General features: G+C 58.8%; 14 protein-coding genes. 2 read left to right on the top strand and 12 right to left on the bottom strand.

From position 1 onward, the window contains the following. Positions 1-2,001: a capsular polysaccharide biosynthesis protein gene (locus ACP0GE_RS17745; RefSeq protein ID WP_424833234.1), complete on the top strand. Its 2,001-nt coding sequence runs from the start codon at positions 1-3 to the stop codon at positions 1,999-2,001. On the opposite strand, the gene ribD is transcribed toward ACP0GE_RS17745, so the two are convergent. The 6 genes from ribD to ACP0GE_RS17715 all read right to left on the bottom strand — a co-directional run bounded on the left by ribD (position 1,998) and on the right by ACP0GE_RS17715 (position 5,561). After that, positions 1,998-3,098, bottom strand: coding sequence for a bifunctional diaminohydroxyphosphoribosylaminopyrimidine deaminase/5-amino-6-(5-phosphoribosylamino)uracil reductase RibD (gene ribD, locus ACP0GE_RS17740; RefSeq protein WP_424833233.1), 1,101 nt, complete (start codon positions 3,096-3,098; stop codon positions 1,998-2,000). The two genes, ACP0GE_RS17745 and ribD, sit on opposite strands and share 4 nt — an antisense overlap. Further along, entirely contained in the window at positions 3,095-3,565 is a 471-nt protein-coding gene (gene nrdR, locus ACP0GE_RS17735; RefSeq protein WP_424833232.1) for a transcriptional regulator NrdR, read from the bottom strand. The genes ribD and nrdR overlap by 4 nt, the downstream gene beginning before the upstream one ends. A 120-nt stretch (positions 3,566-3,685) precedes the next feature. Next, the gene (locus ACP0GE_RS17730; RefSeq protein ID WP_424833231.1) at positions 3,686-4,096 is read right to left on the bottom strand and encodes a secondary thiamine-phosphate synthase enzyme YjbQ; all 411 of its coding nucleotides are present in this window, start codon (positions 4,094-4,096) and stop codon (positions 3,686-3,688) included. Between the two features lie 18 nt (positions 4,097-4,114). Continuing rightward, positions 4,115-4,510 carry a hypothetical protein gene (locus ACP0GE_RS17725; protein WP_424833230.1) on the bottom strand — a complete coding sequence of 132 codons (396 nt, stop codon included), beginning with the start codon at positions 4,508-4,510 and terminating at the stop codon, positions 4,115-4,117. Between the two features lie 78 nt (positions 4,511-4,588). Next, entirely contained in the window at positions 4,589-5,149 is a 561-nt protein-coding gene (locus tag ACP0GE_RS17720) for a DUF4166 domain-containing protein (RefSeq protein WP_424833229.1), read from the bottom strand. Continuing rightward, positions 5,139-5,561 carry a thiol-disulfide oxidoreductase DCC family protein gene (locus ACP0GE_RS17715; protein ID WP_424833228.1) on the bottom strand — a complete coding sequence of 141 codons (423 nt, stop codon included), beginning with the start codon at positions 5,559-5,561 and terminating at the stop codon, positions 5,139-5,141. The genes ACP0GE_RS17720 and ACP0GE_RS17715 overlap by 11 nt, the downstream gene beginning before the upstream one ends. Positions 5,562-5,889: 328 nt before the next feature. Between ACP0GE_RS17715 and ACP0GE_RS17710 the strand changes: the two genes are divergently transcribed. Beyond that, on the top strand, positions 5,890-6,912 hold the full coding sequence (locus ACP0GE_RS17710; protein ID WP_424833227.1) for a helix-turn-helix domain-containing protein: 1,023 nt from the start codon (positions 5,890-5,892) through the stop codon (positions 6,910-6,912). A gap of 185 nt (positions 6,913-7,097) precedes the next feature. On the opposite strand, the gene rpoD is transcribed toward ACP0GE_RS17710, so the two are convergent. The 6 genes from rpoD to ACP0GE_RS17680 all read right to left on the bottom strand — a co-directional run bounded on the left by rpoD (position 7,098) and on the right by ACP0GE_RS17680 (position 15,296). Continuing rightward, positions 7,098-9,089 carry an RNA polymerase sigma factor RpoD gene (gene rpoD, locus ACP0GE_RS17705; RefSeq protein WP_424833226.1) on the bottom strand — a complete coding sequence of 664 codons (1,992 nt, stop codon included), beginning with the start codon at positions 9,087-9,089 and terminating at the stop codon, positions 7,098-7,100. Between the two features lie 114 nt (positions 9,090-9,203). After that, a complete protein-coding gene (gene dnaG / locus ACP0GE_RS17700; protein ID WP_424833225.1) occupies positions 9,204-11,153 on the bottom strand; it encodes a DNA primase in 1,950 nt (649 codons plus the stop codon). An 80-nt stretch (positions 11,154-11,233) separates the two neighbouring features. Then, a complete protein-coding gene (locus tag ACP0GE_RS17695) occupies positions 11,234-11,530 on the bottom strand; it encodes a hypothetical protein (protein ID WP_424833224.1) in 297 nt (98 codons plus the stop codon). A 34-nt stretch (positions 11,531-11,564) separates the two neighbouring features. Further along, on the bottom strand, positions 11,565-12,110 hold the full coding sequence (locus ACP0GE_RS17690; RefSeq protein ID WP_424833223.1) for a sarcosine oxidase subunit gamma: 546 nt from the start codon (positions 12,108-12,110) through the stop codon (positions 11,565-11,567). Then, complete coding sequence (locus tag ACP0GE_RS17685; protein WP_424833222.1) at positions 12,103-15,036, bottom strand: sarcosine oxidase subunit alpha family protein; 2,934 nt, start codon at positions 15,034-15,036, stop codon at positions 12,103-12,105. Before ACP0GE_RS17685 ends, ACP0GE_RS17690 begins: the two co-directional genes overlap by 8 nt. Further along, positions 15,033-15,296 carry a sarcosine oxidase subunit delta gene (locus ACP0GE_RS17680; RefSeq protein WP_424833221.1) on the bottom strand — a complete coding sequence of 88 codons (264 nt, stop codon included), beginning with the start codon at positions 15,294-15,296 and terminating at the stop codon, positions 15,033-15,035. Before ACP0GE_RS17680 ends, ACP0GE_RS17685 begins: the two co-directional genes overlap by 4 nt. Positions 15,297-15,327 lie beyond the last annotated feature (31 nt).

The following is a 15,327-nucleotide window of genomic DNA, read 5'->3' as shown; positions in this document are numbered from 1 at the left end:
GTGGCGCCTGAACTCGACTCCAAGGCCGGGGACGCTCGTTCCCGGCTTTTCGTTTACAATGGCGGATTTCTGACTCAACGGCGCGTGCGGCGTGTCCTGTCTTTGGCGGGCTACGACATCCGGCTGGGCAAGCCGGGTCCTGACGATCTGGTTGGTGTCTGGGGCAACAGCCCCACAGCCCATCGCGGGCTGGGCGTCGCCGCCAAACGGGACACGTCCGTGCTGCGGGTTGAGGACGCATTTTTACGCTCTCTCCACCCCGGCCGTAGCGGAGAGCCCCCGATGGGCCTTCTACTGGATCATTCGGGGGTGCATTTCGATCCATCGACACCTTCCGAGCTAGAGCAACTGTTGGCGACAGACCCGCTGGATGACACGGCCCTGTTGAACCGTGCGCGTGGCGGGATCGAGCGGTTGCGCGCAGTTCATCTGAGCAAATACACCGATTTTGACCTCGACCTGCCGCCCCCTGACCCCGGCTATGTTCTGGTGGTGGATCAAACGCAGGAGGACGCCTCGGTCACAGCCAGCCGGGGCAATCGTGCCAGATTCCTTGAGATGCTGTTCATCGCGCAAGAGGAAAATCCGGGCGCGCGCGTTGTGATCAAAGCTCACCCCGAGACGATGGCCGGCCATCGCGCTGGTTTCTTCGTTGAAGAAGACGCAAATGACCGGGTCTCGATCCTGCGTGATCCGATCAGTCCGTGGGCTTTATTGGATGGTGCGATCGCGGTTTACACCCTGTCCTCGCAATTGGGGTTCGAGGCCATTTTGGCAGGTCACAAGCCACGTGTTTTTGGCCAGCCCTTCTACGCAGGCTGGGGTCTGACGCAAGACGAAGATCCGCTGGCCCGCCGTCAACGAAACCTGACGCGGGCGCAGTTGTTTGCGGCGGCCATGATCCTGTACCCCAAATGGTACGACCCTTTTCGAGATCAGCTTTGTGATTTTGAAACGGTTTTGGACACGTTCGAAGCCCAAACCCGCGCCTGGCGCGAAGACCGCAACGGATGGACCGCCTCGGGCATGCGCCTGTGGAAGCGACCACATTTGCAGAAGATGTTCGGGCAACATCAAAAGATCCGGTTCACAACCGCGCCGCCGGAAAACAGGGATCGCCCTCATATGGTGTGGGCCAGCCGTGCCGGTGATGCTTCTGACGTCATCCGGGTCGAAGACGGGTTCCTGCGGTCACGCGGGCTAGGCGCGCAACTGGTGCCGCCATTGTCGCTGGTGACGGATGATCTGGGCATCTATTACGACCCGACACGCCCCAGCCGGTTAGAGGAGCTGATCGCCGCCCGGGAAACCATGCGCGTCGATCAGGATCATCGCGCAGAGCGTCTGATCTCTGGCCTGACCACACTGGGCCTGAGCAAATATAACACCGGCGACACGGCCCCGGCCCTGCCCGAGGGGCACCGCATTCTGGTGCCGGGACAAGTCGAAGATGATGCGTCGATCCTAAAAGGCGCCAGTGAAATCCGCAGCAACACCGATCTTATGCACGCCGCGCGGGAAGCCAATCCAGATGCCATCCTGATCTACAAGCCCCACCCGGATGTCGAAGCCGGACTGCGGGACGGAGGCGTCGGAGCAGCCGATCTTGCCGATTTCGTCGCCAGCAATACCGACCCGGCCAGCTTGTTGACACAGGTGCAGGAGGTTTGGACCATAACCTCGCTTCTGGGGTTCGAGGCTTTGCTACGTGGGGTGCCGGTCACCACTTTGGGCGCGCCATTTTATGCGGGCTGGGGGCTGACAACCGATCTGGGGGCGGTACCCGCCCGACGCGGCGCGCGACCCATTTTGACGGGCTTGGTGCATGCCACTTTGATCGACTATCCACGCTATCTGGACCCGGTTACCGGGCAACCTTGCCCTGTCGAAGTGATCGTCGATCGGTTGGCGCAGGGTTATGAACCATCACACGGACCTTTTAATCGCCTGTTGTCCAAGCTGCAGGGCCTTCTGGCGACGCAATCACATCTGTGGCGTTAACGCGTCAGACGCGCCCAGCGGTGCAGAATATCCGGGCCAATTGCCTGCACTTCGACCAGATCAAACCGAGGCGCGTTTTCAAGCGTCTCAAGACCCAATGTTCCAACGGCGGGCAAACCCTCTGCTCCGATGGTCAACCCGGCCGTAAATCCGACCAATTCGTCCACCAGATCAGCGGTCAGAAGGGATGCAGCCAGGGCGGACCCGCCCTCACAAAACACTCGTGTCAGCCCGGCTTGGCCTAATTGCTGCAACAGGTCAGAGGGATCGATGTGATGCCCCTGCAGCGCGCAAGGCAGTAGGCGTGCGCCCAAACCTTCCCATGTGCGAGCGCGTTCAGCATCCGGATGCGGGCCGTGACACAGCCACACCGGTACCTTGGACGCAGTGCGCGCCAGTTGCCCCATCAAGGGCAGGTCCAGATGCCGGGACACCACCACGCGCACAGGTTGACGCTTGATCCCCAAACCCCGCACGGTCAGGGAAGGATCGTCCGCACGCGCAGTCCCGGCCCCGACCATCACCGCATCGTGCCGCGCCCGCATCGCGTGGACGGCACGACGGGCCTGAGGCCCGGTGATCCACTGGCTGTGACCGCTCTCGGTCGCGATCCGTCCGTCAAAACTGCTGGCCAGCTTTAGGGTGACAAACGGGCGGCCCTGCTCGGTTTTCAGAAAGAAACCGGCGTGATCACGGGCGGCCTGTTCGGCCAGAACCCCGGTGACAACCTCAATTCCCGCGTCGCGCAGCATGGCAAAGCCCTGCCCCGCCACCCTTGGGTCGCTGTCTTCGATCGCGCAGACCACGCGCGCAACACCGGCTTCGATTAATGCCTGCGCGCAGGGCGACGTTTTGCCGTAGTGGGAACAGGGTTCCAGCGAGACATAGGCCGTTGCACCCCGTGCAGCGTCACCCGCCTGTTCTAGCGCCACAGGCTCCGCATGGGGGCGCCCACCGGGTTGCGTCCAGCCTCGCCCAACAATGCGCCCGTCTTTTACGATGACGCATCCCACAGATGGGTTGGGCCAGCACGTCCCTTGTCCGCGCTGTCCCAATGACAGGGCCAGCGCCATATATCGCTTATCTGTTTCGCTCACTCGTCGGTTGTGGGCTGCGGCGGGCGCAACTCGTGGACGAACTCCTCGAAATCATCGGCCGCCTGGAAATTCTTGTAGACACTCGCGAACCGAACATAGGCCACAGTATCGATCCGGGCCAGCGCTTCCATAACGATTTCACCGATTTTGTTGGACGGGATATCGGTGTCCCCCATGCTTTCCAAACGCCGGACAATGCCCGAGATCATCTGATCGATCCGTTCCGGGTCAATCGGGCGTTTCTGCATCGAGATCCGGATTGATCGTTCAAGCTTGTCGCGGTCGAAATCTTCCCGTTTCCCGTTGGTCTTGATCACAACCAGATCGCGCAGTTGCACCCGTTCGTAGGTGGTGAACCTGCCACCGCAGGCAGGGCAGAACCGACGCCTGCGGATCGCGACGTGATCCTCTGCCGGGCGTGAATCCTTAACCTGAGTGTCGATATTTCCGCAAAACGGGCAACGCATCCGCCGTCTCCTCGTCCCTAGTTCCGCCTCTATTGTAAGCACTTCGGCCTACTTATCCACAACTATAGGGCAGCCGCTAGAGTTTGGGTAGTCGGAATTTTGCAACGCTAGATAAAGGGGTCAGACGAAATGCGCAGCTACGCTGCGGGTGTGTGGCGCATTTCGGTGTTCAAACAGGTAAATCCCTTGCCACGTACCCAAAAGCGGCGCACCGCCCGAGACCGGAACAGACAACGAAACCGGCATCATCGCAGCCTTGATATGGGCAGGCATATCGTCCGGCCCCTCATATGTATGACGCAGATAGGACATCGCGGGATGATCAGACGGGGGCACAAGTCGATCAAAAAAGGCCCGCAGGTCAGTCTGAACCTCTGGATCGGCATTCTCCTGGATCAGCAATGAGCACGATGTATGTCGCACAAACAGGGTCAGCAAACCGTCGGACATCGGGCGCAGCCATGATCGCACGGGGGCGGTGAACTCATAAAGCCCCGCCCCTTGCGTCTGGATCTTGAAGTCCGTTTGCACCAGATGTGTTCCCAAGGTTCAGCGGAAAATCGGGATCACATTACAGCGGCCATTCGCCCCCTGCACCGACATGCTGTCCCCCGGCTTGAACCCCGCCGAAACACTACTTTGCGGAGGTGTGTTGGCAGGCATCTTCAGCGAGAACTGTACAGCCGTTCTGCGCCCGGTCGTGACGCTGGGTCCGTATCCGCGCAAAACATAAATCCGCTGTTGCCAACCGGCCCCCAAGGTCCGCCGCGCAAAATCCGCAGCTGCGCACCAATAGCCGTCGACATCGCGACGCGCCCTTGGGATAACCTCGAAATCGGTGCTGTTGATCGCTTCGGTCTGGTATCCGTTGCGGGAAGCATCCGCCGTGACAGGGATACTGAGCGCGATCAAGGCAGCAACAGTACAAGAGACAATCTGTTTCATTGATACAACCTTCTCTATTTCAATCTGCAGCATAATTAGAGTATCGCAGCCCTGCGGACAGGGAGCCTCACAATCAATTCAGGTAGTTTGGCGAATTCCGTGATCCCGCGTCAACCAACCACGATAGCGAATAAGCGGACCCACCCCCGGCATCCAGGCTGATACATCAAAACAGAAACGGCCCTGGTCGTCCTGCCATTCCACCGAATTGGATCGCGGCAGCATGACCCTTGGGCAGGGACAGCCCAGCAGTTTGATCGCCGCAATGTCCAGAAGCAGTTTGCCCTCAGACCCTTTTGGGTGCATCCAGATCGACAAACCTCCGATGACTTCGCGCACCAGCCCACGCGTCGTATCGAAATACAGATTCGAGACGGTTTTGTGACCGCCAAAATCCCGATGCCATGTCCACTGACAGCCCTCATGCTGTGTGGTCAAGGTCACCGGAACGTCATCCGCAGTTGGGGGGAACCTTCCAATCCGCAGAGCCAGCGCAGTCAGCGCGCCTTTACCGCGAACGATCGAGCAGCGTCCAGAGAACCGTCCAGGGCGGCTGTGAAGATCGATCACCGCTGGTGGCAACCCCTGAGTGTGCGGCAAGCTTTGCAGGAAAGGATCAGCGGGCAGATCAGAATCCATCAGGGGCAAACCGGGAGCGCAATGCCTGATCCGGGACAAGGCAGGTGTCGTGGCGTCCTAACAGGCGAAAACGATTGCGCGCAATAAGGTGATACAGCGGGTTCTTGGCAAACCGGGGTAGAAACCGACAGACCGACAACATCCTCCACCCGCCCGGCAGGGCACGCATCGCTGCCGCAAACGCATCGAGTTTTTGGTGAGTTTGACCGTTGATGATCACCAGATTGGTTTCAAAGTCCTGCGTTGGCAACCCAAGTTGAGCATACAGTCGCTGCCCCAGAGGGGATTGCGCCGTTGCAAACCGAAAAACCCGGTTCCTGTCATGACGCAGCATGAAACGAAAAAAGCCTGAACACAGAACGCATTCGCCATCAAAGACGATCAGGTTCCGGTCATGATGCCCTTGTTTCATGAAATCACACGTGTTTACCGCGCTTTACGCGCAATTCTTTACACGTCGCTTATCGCACAGCAATGCGACACAAAGGCGTGCCGGGGAACCGTTTCTGAACGGGTTGGTAGGCCGCTCATGCAGGCTCGGACCCCATCCCCAGAGGACGCTGACCCGGCAACTGCTCCAACTTAAGAAACAGTTGTGCCTGCCGCCTTTTCCTTTCTGACAATTCCTTGCGAGAGGATGACAAGCTGAGGCACCGTTTCGTGGTTTTGACAAACACTGGCGCATCGCCAGCATATGGTATTAGACTTGTATCATTTCTGAATGCCTGAGCGACAATGCGATGGACGTAGACATTTCAAGGCTTCGATTGCTGATCCAGACTCTTGATCAATGGGCGGGTGATCCTGCGATAACGGATCGGGTGTTGACGGCCTGTTCACTGAACCGAACCGACGCAGCCCCCCCAGCCCAAAGCTACAGCGCGCACCGCGAGGCCCTGTTTGTCCGGTACGCTTGCGACGCCGTCGAGGACATTACCTTTGGCGCCAGGGCCGGGCTGGGGTTTCGCACGACATCCAGCATCACAGCGTATATCAGCAAATACTCACGCGACCTGCGGCAGGTGATGGAAAACACCACCCGCTTTCACCGCATTATTGACCCGGCTCTGGCTGGTAAATTACGCGTTTCCGGAAATGTCGCGAGTTTCGAGTTGAACTGGAAAGACCCCAGTTATTCCCGCTATCATCGCCGGACCGAATTCCTGCTGTTCGCAGTGATCGCCCGATTGCGCGCCCTTACCGGTGTAAAACTCCACCCCATCGAAATACGGTTTCAACACGAAATAGGCCAGCACGCACGCGACTATGAAAAGATCAGCGGCTTTCCCGTCACCTTTGGCGCAGAAAGACTCGAGGTTCTTTTGCCGCTATCCGCACTGGATCTGCAGATCCCGACCTATGATCCCAGCCTGCGCGAACACCTGTTGGAATATGGTGAACGATTGCTGGCCGAGCGCCGCCTGCCCAAGGAAAGGACCCGCGCCAAAGTCGAAGGTTTGATCACCCGATCCATGCCCGGCAAAGTAGTCCAAGCTGATGAGGCTGCGCGCGAACTGGGCCTCAGCCTTCGCACTCTGGCCCGCAGACTGGCGGATGAAGGCACCAGTTACCGCGAGATTGTCGAAGATCTGCGGTGTGATCTGGCCCAGACCTTTCTGAAAAACGGCATGGCAATGTCCGAGATTTCCTATTCGCTGGGCTATGCTGATCAGGCCGCGTTTTCCACCGCGTTCAAACGTTGGACCGGTCAGGCCCCAAGCACATTCCGCGACCGCGTCGAACACCCCATATACAGCAGTTGAAGGCGTGACCGGGGGTCATCGGTGTCAGCCACCTCGCCCCGGCCCGTCCCATGAGTGGGCATAGGCGATATAAGGGGCGTCGGCGCGCCTTCCTTGTGCGTTCCCGCCAAATTGATTTGCGCTTCGGTCAATGTGAATGCACGTGATCGAAAGAAAAAGGCGCCTCGACCGAGGCGCCTTTGGTTTTACTGGTCCAGGAAAGACCGCAGTTTTCGAGACCGGCTCGGGTGTTTCAGTTTCCGCAGCGCTTTCGCCTCGATCTGACGGATACGTTCGCGTGTCACGCTGAACTGCTGGCCAACCTCTTCCAGTGTGTGGTCAGTGTTCATGCCAATGCCGAAACGCATCCGCAGAACCCGTTCCTCACGCGGGGTGAGCGAGGCCAGAACCCGTGTGGTGGTTTCCTTGAGGTTTTCTTGAATGGCGCTGTCCAGCGGCAGCACGGCATTCTTGTCCTCGATGAAATCGCCCAGTTGGCTGTCTTCCTCGTCGCCAATTGGCGTTTCCAGAGAAATCGGCTCTTTGGCGATTTTCATCACCTTCCGAACCTTCTCCAGCGGCATCTGCAGCTTTTCGGCCAGTTCTTCCGGCGTCGGCTCACGCCCGATCTCATGCAGCATCTGGCGGCCGGTGCGAACCAGCTTGTTGATCGTTTCGATCATATGGACCGGAATACGGATCGTGCGTGCCTGATCCGCAATCGAGCGTGTGATCGCCTGACGGATCCACCAGGTCGCATAGGTCGAGAACTTGTAGCCGCGACGATATTCGAACTTGTCCACCGCCTTCATCAGGCCGATGTTACCTTCCTGAATAAGATCAAGGAATTGCAGGCCACGGTTCGTGTATTTTTTGGCGATCGAGATCACCAGACGCAGGTTGGCCTCGACCATTTCCTTCTTGGCCTGCCGCGCCTCTTTCTCACCCTTTTGAACCTGCTGCACGATGCGGCGGAATTCGGGGATATCCAGACCGACATATTGCCCGACCTGAGCCATATCGCTGCGCAGTTCCTCAACCTTCGCGGTCGAGCGTTCGATGAACATCTGCCAACCCCGGCCCGGCTTTTCAGCCATTTCGGCCAGCCAGTTCGGATCAAGCTCACGGCCACGATAGGCGTCGATAAATTCGCGACGGTTGATCCGAGCCTGGTCCGCCAGTTTCACCATCGCACTGTCCAGCGACATGACGCGACGGTTGATGCCGTACAACTGGTCGATCAGAGCTTCGATACGGTTGTTGTGCAGATGAAGGCCGTTCACCAGTTCAACAATCTCGGCCCGCAGCTTCTGATAGGTCTCTTCGTCCTTTGCGCTGAACGTACCATCTTCGTTCAGCGTGGCCGAAATCCGGCTATCCTGCATCTCCGACAGCATCGAGAAATCGCTCGAAATGCGCTCCAACGTTGTCAGAACCTGATCTTTCAGAGCGGCTTCCATAGCCGCCAGTGACATATTCGCCTGATCGTCTTCATCATCGTCGTCATCAGTGGCGATGGGATTGCCGTCAGCATCCAGTTCCGGCCCGGTGTCGTCCTTGACAGGTTTGGCGGCCTGCACGTTCGACGTATCGACCACAGGTTCCTCAACATCGCCGTCTTCGTCCATCTGGTTGCCGAATGTGGCCTCCAGATCGATGACGTCGCGCAAAAGGATATCTTCGGACAGAAGTTCGTCATGCCAGATCGTGATCGCCTGGAAGGTCAGCGGGCTTTCGCAAAGACCGGCGATCATGGTGTTGCGACCGGCCTCGATCCGCTTGGCGATGGCAATCTCGCCCTCGCGGCTCAACAGTTCGACCGAACCCATCTCACGCAGATACATGCGCACTGGGTCATCGGTACGGTCCAACTTTTCGGTGGCGGCACCGGACAGCGCAACTTCGCGATTGCTTTCGGTCGAGACCAGTTCGGTCGAGCCCTTATTCTCTTCTTCTTCGGCTTCTTCATCTTCGATAATGTTGATGCCCATCTCGGACAGCATCGACATCACGTCTTCAATCTGTTCCGAGCTGACCTGATCCGGCGGCAGAACCTGATTGAGCTGATCGTAGGTGATGTAGCCTTTCTCGCGAGCCTCGGCGATCATCTTCTTGACCGCGGCTTGGCTCATATCCAGCGAGATCTCCTGTTCCTGCTCGTCGGATTTGCGGTCTTCGTTCGTATCCTTGGCGGCCATTCAATGCTCCTGCAGGGATGGGTGATTCGTTTGAACCGAATCATTAGCGCGTAGAAGTGATTCGGCCACCCGTTTACCCGTTTTTCTTTTCCAGTGCCTTACGAAAACATCACTTTAGCGCTGTTTCCGTTCGAATTTGATACCCGACATGATGGCTTCAAACGCGTCTTTCTCGTCGCGGTTGATTCGCGCACCATTGTCGGCGATGTCGAAAACGGCCTTGTCCTCATTCTGGCTGCGGTTTGTCCGGTTGCGCTCTTCGGCGGCTTGCGCCAGCCGATATGTCAGCGCCTCATCGGCCAGATCAGACAACTCCTCCGCCGCTTCGGCTATCTCAGCATCCAACCCCCGGAGCGCTTTGATTTTCGCGAGTTCCTCGGCCAGCGTCATCTCGGCCTTTTCAACATCGCCTGGCTTGCGCACACAGGGGATCACAGCGACATGGCGAAGGGCCAGCAGGTTTTCAAGGGGTTCTGGCCCCAAAGTTTCGACAATATGGTCTTTCAGGTTGTCGGGGTCGTCTATCGCATGCCGCAGGATCGCCGCGCGCAGATCAGCGTGATTGGGATCGAGGCAATCCATGTCTTCCAGCTGATGCTCGAACTGAACAACAACCTGCGGATTTAGAATGGCAATTGCCAGAATGGCCGCTTCGCGTAGCTGAATATCCGCATTCTCAGCCGAGGCCAAAAACGAGGCGCGCGCGCCAGGCGTGGCAGGCTGAGGCTGTGGCTGCCATTTCCCGCGCGGTTGCCACGGGCGATTTGGTGACTGCTTCTGTGGCCGAAAAAGCTGCCAACGCAGATCTTTGATTTCCTGCCCGTAATGCGACCGGATCGAGGGGTCGCGGATCAGCTTGATCTTCTCACGCAGGGATTTATCCAGCGCGGCCTTGCGCTCGGGGCTGTCGAACACTTTGCCTTCGGTTTCACGCTGCCAAAGCAGTTTGACCATTGGGATCGCGCCTTCCAGCACCGCCTGCACGGCTGCCGGGCCTTCGGCGCGTAGCAAGTCGTCCGGGTCCTTGCCTTCGGGCATAATCGCAAAACGCAGGGATTTCCCGGCCTCCAGCAGCGGCAGGGCCAGATCGACCGCCCGCATCGCCGCGCGCAGCCCCGCCGTGTCGCCATCCAGTGCAATGACCGGCTCGTCAGAAATACGCCAAAGCAGTTGCAACTGATGCTCGGTGATCGCGGTTCCCAAGGGCGCGACCGACGCGCCGAACCCGGCCTCAGCCAGCGCGATCACGTCCATATATCCCTCGGCCACGATCAACGGTTGCCCCTTCCCCGCCGCTTGGCGCGCGGGCCCGTGGTTATAGAGGTTGCGCCCTTTGTCGAATAGCTCGGTCTCGGGTGAGTTCAGATATTTCGCGTTGTCGTTCGGATCCATCGCCCGACCGCCAAACGCAATGCAGCGCCCGCGCGGGTCGCGGATTGGGTACATGATCCGGTTGCGGAACGTATCATAGGGTTTCTTGCCCTTGTTCGATGGCTTTGCCAGTCCGGCCCCGAGGATCAGGTCCTCGGCCACGTTCTTGCCGGTTAAATGATCCCAAAGCGCCTGCCAGCCGTCCGGAGCAAACCCGATCTCCCACCGTTCAAGCGCTTCGGCTTCCAGGCCCCGACGCGTCAGATAATCGCGTGCCGCAGCCCCTGCCCCGGTCTTGAGTTGCAGCCGGAAGAACTGCACCGCCTGCTCCATCACCTCGGCCAATTGCGAACGGCGGTCCTGTTTCTCCTGCGCTTTGGGGTCGCGCGCGGGCATCGGCATTCCGGCCTCACGCGCCAGTATTTCAACCGCTTCCATGAAAGGGACATTCTCGGTCTCTTTTACAAAGGTAATCGCGTCACCTTTGGCGTGGCAGCCAAAACAGTAGTAAAACCCTTTCTGGTCATCGACATGGAACGATGCAGTCTTTTCATGATGAAAAGGACACGGCGCCCACATGTCCCCCTTGCCCTGATTGGATTTGCGCTGATCCCACATGACCTTACGCCCGACAACCTGAGACAGGCTGAGGCGCGTGCGCAGTTCATCCAGAAATCCGGGGGGCAAAGACATGGGTCAAACCTGCCAGAAATGAGAACGCGCGCCAAGGGTATGGCGCGCTGTTGTCCACAATGAAATTGCGCCCCTGTGGATTACTGCTGCAAGCACAGCTCCAACCAGGCCGCACCAAGATCTTTTTTACGCACGTCACGCATCTTTTGCTCGTAGACCCACGGCGTGATCAGCGGAACAGCAGCATTGTAATTCTCTGGCCAGGTCGGTCCGCTGTCAGCCACAGCCTGCGCCACGTCACGCTCTTTAACCCGATCGAGTCGAGCCTTTTGTATCGCTGCAACGACGTCAGACTGATATTTGCAACTTTGTTCCTTGGTTTCCTGAGCAACCACTGGAGTGGCCAACAGGGCCGCAACGACGGCGATACGCAACATGGGGTTCTCCCGGATTCGTTTCTTTCGACGCAGCTTACCCGCGCGCGGCGACACCTTCCATCGCCCTTTTTAAATCGTGAACCAATGTCTCGGCCATGGATCGGAAGACCATGATCTGAAAGGCGTTCTCACCGACACGCGTGATCGAGGCCGACATGTGAAACAGCAATGTCCGGGCGGTGTGACCGCGTTTGAAATGCGCACCACGCAAATCGACCGGCACCACCCGGGCCAACACGTCTTCAACCCCTGCGCCGTCCAGTCGCACAACCGTCCACGCATCAGATTGGTCCACCACGGCCGCATGCTCTGTCAGCGCTGGATCAGGAACAGGCCCCATCAAAATAGCATGCGCCGGTCCAAACCAAACCGCCCGCGAACCTGCCTTACCCGTTGCGCGATTGGCCGCAGGATATGCCATCCCATGCAATGCCTTCAGCATGTCAGAAACGGCCTTTTGCTTGCCCTTGAAGGGCGAGACTGAATGGACCGCCCCGGCATCCGCTTCGCTTAGCGTTACAGAACCTATCGTCAGGGGCAGCAACCCGTCACAAGGTGAATTGGCAACCAGTTTATCCACGCACGCGCCCTCCTTCCGGGTCAAAGAAGACCGGGTTCACCACCTCGCACAGGGTCGTCACACCGCGCAGATGATCGACCATTTTGACAACTTCTCCGTACCTATCCGGGCCATCCGCCAGAAAACCCAGCCCCAGCATGGTCTCAAGCGTTGGTGAAAAACAGACCGACGTCAGATAGCCCTGATTGTTGGTCCGAACTGGCTTGGCCTCTTCATTGTAGAGATGCGCGCCAGCCAACAGTTCCTTGCTCTCACCGATGGGTTTGAGACCCACCAGCCGCTCACGCCCGGGCTCTTCCAGGCCAGGGCGTTCCGACATTGTCTTGCCGATACAGTCCTTCTTTTGCGACACCATCCGACCCATGCCAATGTCATAAGCCGTCGTACGTCCGTGGATTTCGGCGTGGGTGATAAAACCCTTCTCGATCCGCAGAACGTTCAGCGCTTCCATCCCGTAAAGCCCGCCACCCAGCGCCTCGGCCTTTTCCGAGAGGGCATCGAACAAGCTCGCACCAAAGCGAGCGGGCACAGCGATTTCATACGCATGTTCGCCCGAGAACGAGATCCGGAACAGGCGCGCTTGCACGCCCAGCACCGATACAGTTCCGCACGCCATGAAAGGCCAGCTTTCCTCGTCAATCGGCGTGTCTAGCAACTTGTTGAGCAACGCGCGAGATTTTGGCCCGGCCACCGCAAATTGCGCCCATTGTTCCGTGACCGACGTGAATGAGACATCCAGATCAGGACGCAGCCCTTGATGCACAAACTCCAGATGCTTCATCACATCCCCCGCCGCTGCGGTTGTCGTCGTCATCAGATAATGCGTCTCGCCCAGCCGCGCTGCGGTTCCGTCATCCATGACAAACCCATCCTCTCGCAGCATCAGGCCATAGCGGGTGCGGCCAACTTTCAGAGTTGAGAACATGTTCGTGTAGACAAAATCCAGAAAAGCGCCGGCATCCGGCCCCTGAATGTCGATCTTGCCAAGGGTCGAGACATCGCACACACCAACGGTTTGACGCACCATGTTGACCTCGCGGTCACAGGACTGCCGCCATGTGGTCTCACCATCTTTTGGAAAAAAACTGGGTCGGAACCATAACCCGGCTTCGATCATCGGTGCTTTCCGCGCGACAGTTGCCTTGTGCGATGTGGTGAATCGCTGCGGTTTGAGGGCCATCCCTTCGGCCCCTGCGCCTAGGGCCGCAATCGCCATCGGCGAATAGGGCGGGCGAAAGGTGGTGGTTCCGGTCTCGGGTATTCCCCGGCCCGTCACATCCGCTAAAATCGCCAATGCTGCAACGTTCGAGTTCTTGCCCTGATCCGTCGCCATACCCTGTGTGGTGTAACGCTTCATATGCTCGACAGACCGAAAATTCTCGGTCGCCGCCTGTTTGACGTCTTTCACTGTCACGTCGTTCTGGAAATCCAACCAGGCGCGTCCTTTGCCGGGGACCGCCCAAAGCTGTGTGATCTCGTATGGCCTGTCTTCGGCATGCGGCACAGATGTCCCCGGCGCTTTCAGGCCCAGCGCAGCCAGCGTGTTTTCGGCTGCTTCAACTCCTTCACGCAGGCAAGCGGCGGTCGAAAACGCGCCGTTGCACGCCCCTGCCGTCACCATGCCCGGCACGGAACCCGGCGATGGCACAAAGGCTTCTATCTCACGCCGCCAGGTCGGGCGGCCATTCATGTGGCATGTCAGATGCACCGAAGGGTTCCACCCACCGGTCATAGCAAGACAATCGGTCTGGATGCGTTCCTCACCACTGGGCCTGCGGACCGTGATTGACTCCAAACCCTTGCGCCCAGCGCTGCCGCAAACCTGCGCGCCGCGTAAAACCTCATACTCATCCGACAAAGGCGCATCATGCCGACTGTCGATTACAGCGGCCACATGGACACCCGCGTCCAACAGATCACGCGCCGTGCGGTGAATATCGTTCGTGTTGCCGAAAATGGTCACGTTCCGCCCGGGGCTGACACCCCAGTGGTTCAGGTAGGCCCGAACCGCCCCCGCTGTCATGATCCCCGACCGGTCATTGTCCCGGAAGGCCACCGGGCGCTCCAACGCACCTGCCGCCAGAATCGCGCGCTTCGCCACGATCCGCCAATACGTCTCCAGCGGAGCACCATTTGGTCGGCGGTCCGTATGATGCAGCACCCGTTCCAACGCCGCGTATGTGCCCTGATCATAAGCGCCCGCAACCGTCGTGCGGGTCATCAGGCGCACATTGTCCAGACCTCGAAGCTCAGCCAGAACCTCCCCCGCCCAGACATGGCCTGGCTTGCCGTCGATTTCATATGTTTCGGCCAACAAACGACCGCCCATCTGCGAACTTTCATCCGCAAGAACAACATCCGCCCCTGCGCGCGCAGCCGTCAAGGCAGCCATCAATCCGGCAGGTCCCGCCCCAATGACCAGAAGATCACAAAAGGCAAAAGCACTTTCGTATTTGTCAGCATTATCCGCTCCGGATAACGCCCCCAACCCCGCCGCACGACGGATCAACGGCTCATACAGCTTTTCCCAAAAGCTTTTGGGCCACATGAACGTCTTGTAATAAAACCCTGCCCCCAGAAACGGGGCCGCCAGATCGTTAACCGCCATCACATCCAGACTAAGGCTGGGCCAACGGTTCTGGCTGCGCGCCTCCAGCCCCGGGTAAATCTCCTGCATGGTGGCGCGCACGTTTGGTTCCTGCGCCGCGCCCCGCCCCACTGTCACCAGAGCGTTCGGTTCCTCGCTGCCTGCTGTCAAAACCCCGCGCGGGCGGTGGTATTTGAACGACCGCCCCATCAGACGAGCCTCGTTGGCGAGCAAGGCCGACGCCAACGTATCCCCCCGGAACCCTTCATAACGAACACCGTCAAAAACAAACGGCACCGTTTCCGAGCGATCGATCAACCCTTTGCCAGCAACCCTCATGCGCTCACCTCGGAGGCCAGTTGAGACCCCAACACTTCATGCGTGACCGTATCGCGCGTGACTACAATCCAGGCTCCGCATCCGCCTTCGTGATACCAAAGCTCCCGCACCGGGCCCGCCGGGTTGTCCCGCAGATGAACGAAATCGCCCCAGACATCCGCACCCGCGTCAGGGGCCGGACGATCCAGATCCACAGCCGCGCCGCGATAATAGAACTCGCGGCGATCCCGCTCGCCACAAAATGGGCAGGTGATCCTCATATCCGCCCCCCCTGCTTCATCTTTTCAAAAA

This window comes from Ruegeria sp. (assembly GCF_965243365.1).
GTDB lineage: Bacteria > Pseudomonadota > Alphaproteobacteria > Rhodobacterales > Rhodobacteraceae > Ruegeria.
This window is presented reverse-complemented; position numbering and strand designations above follow the sequence as displayed.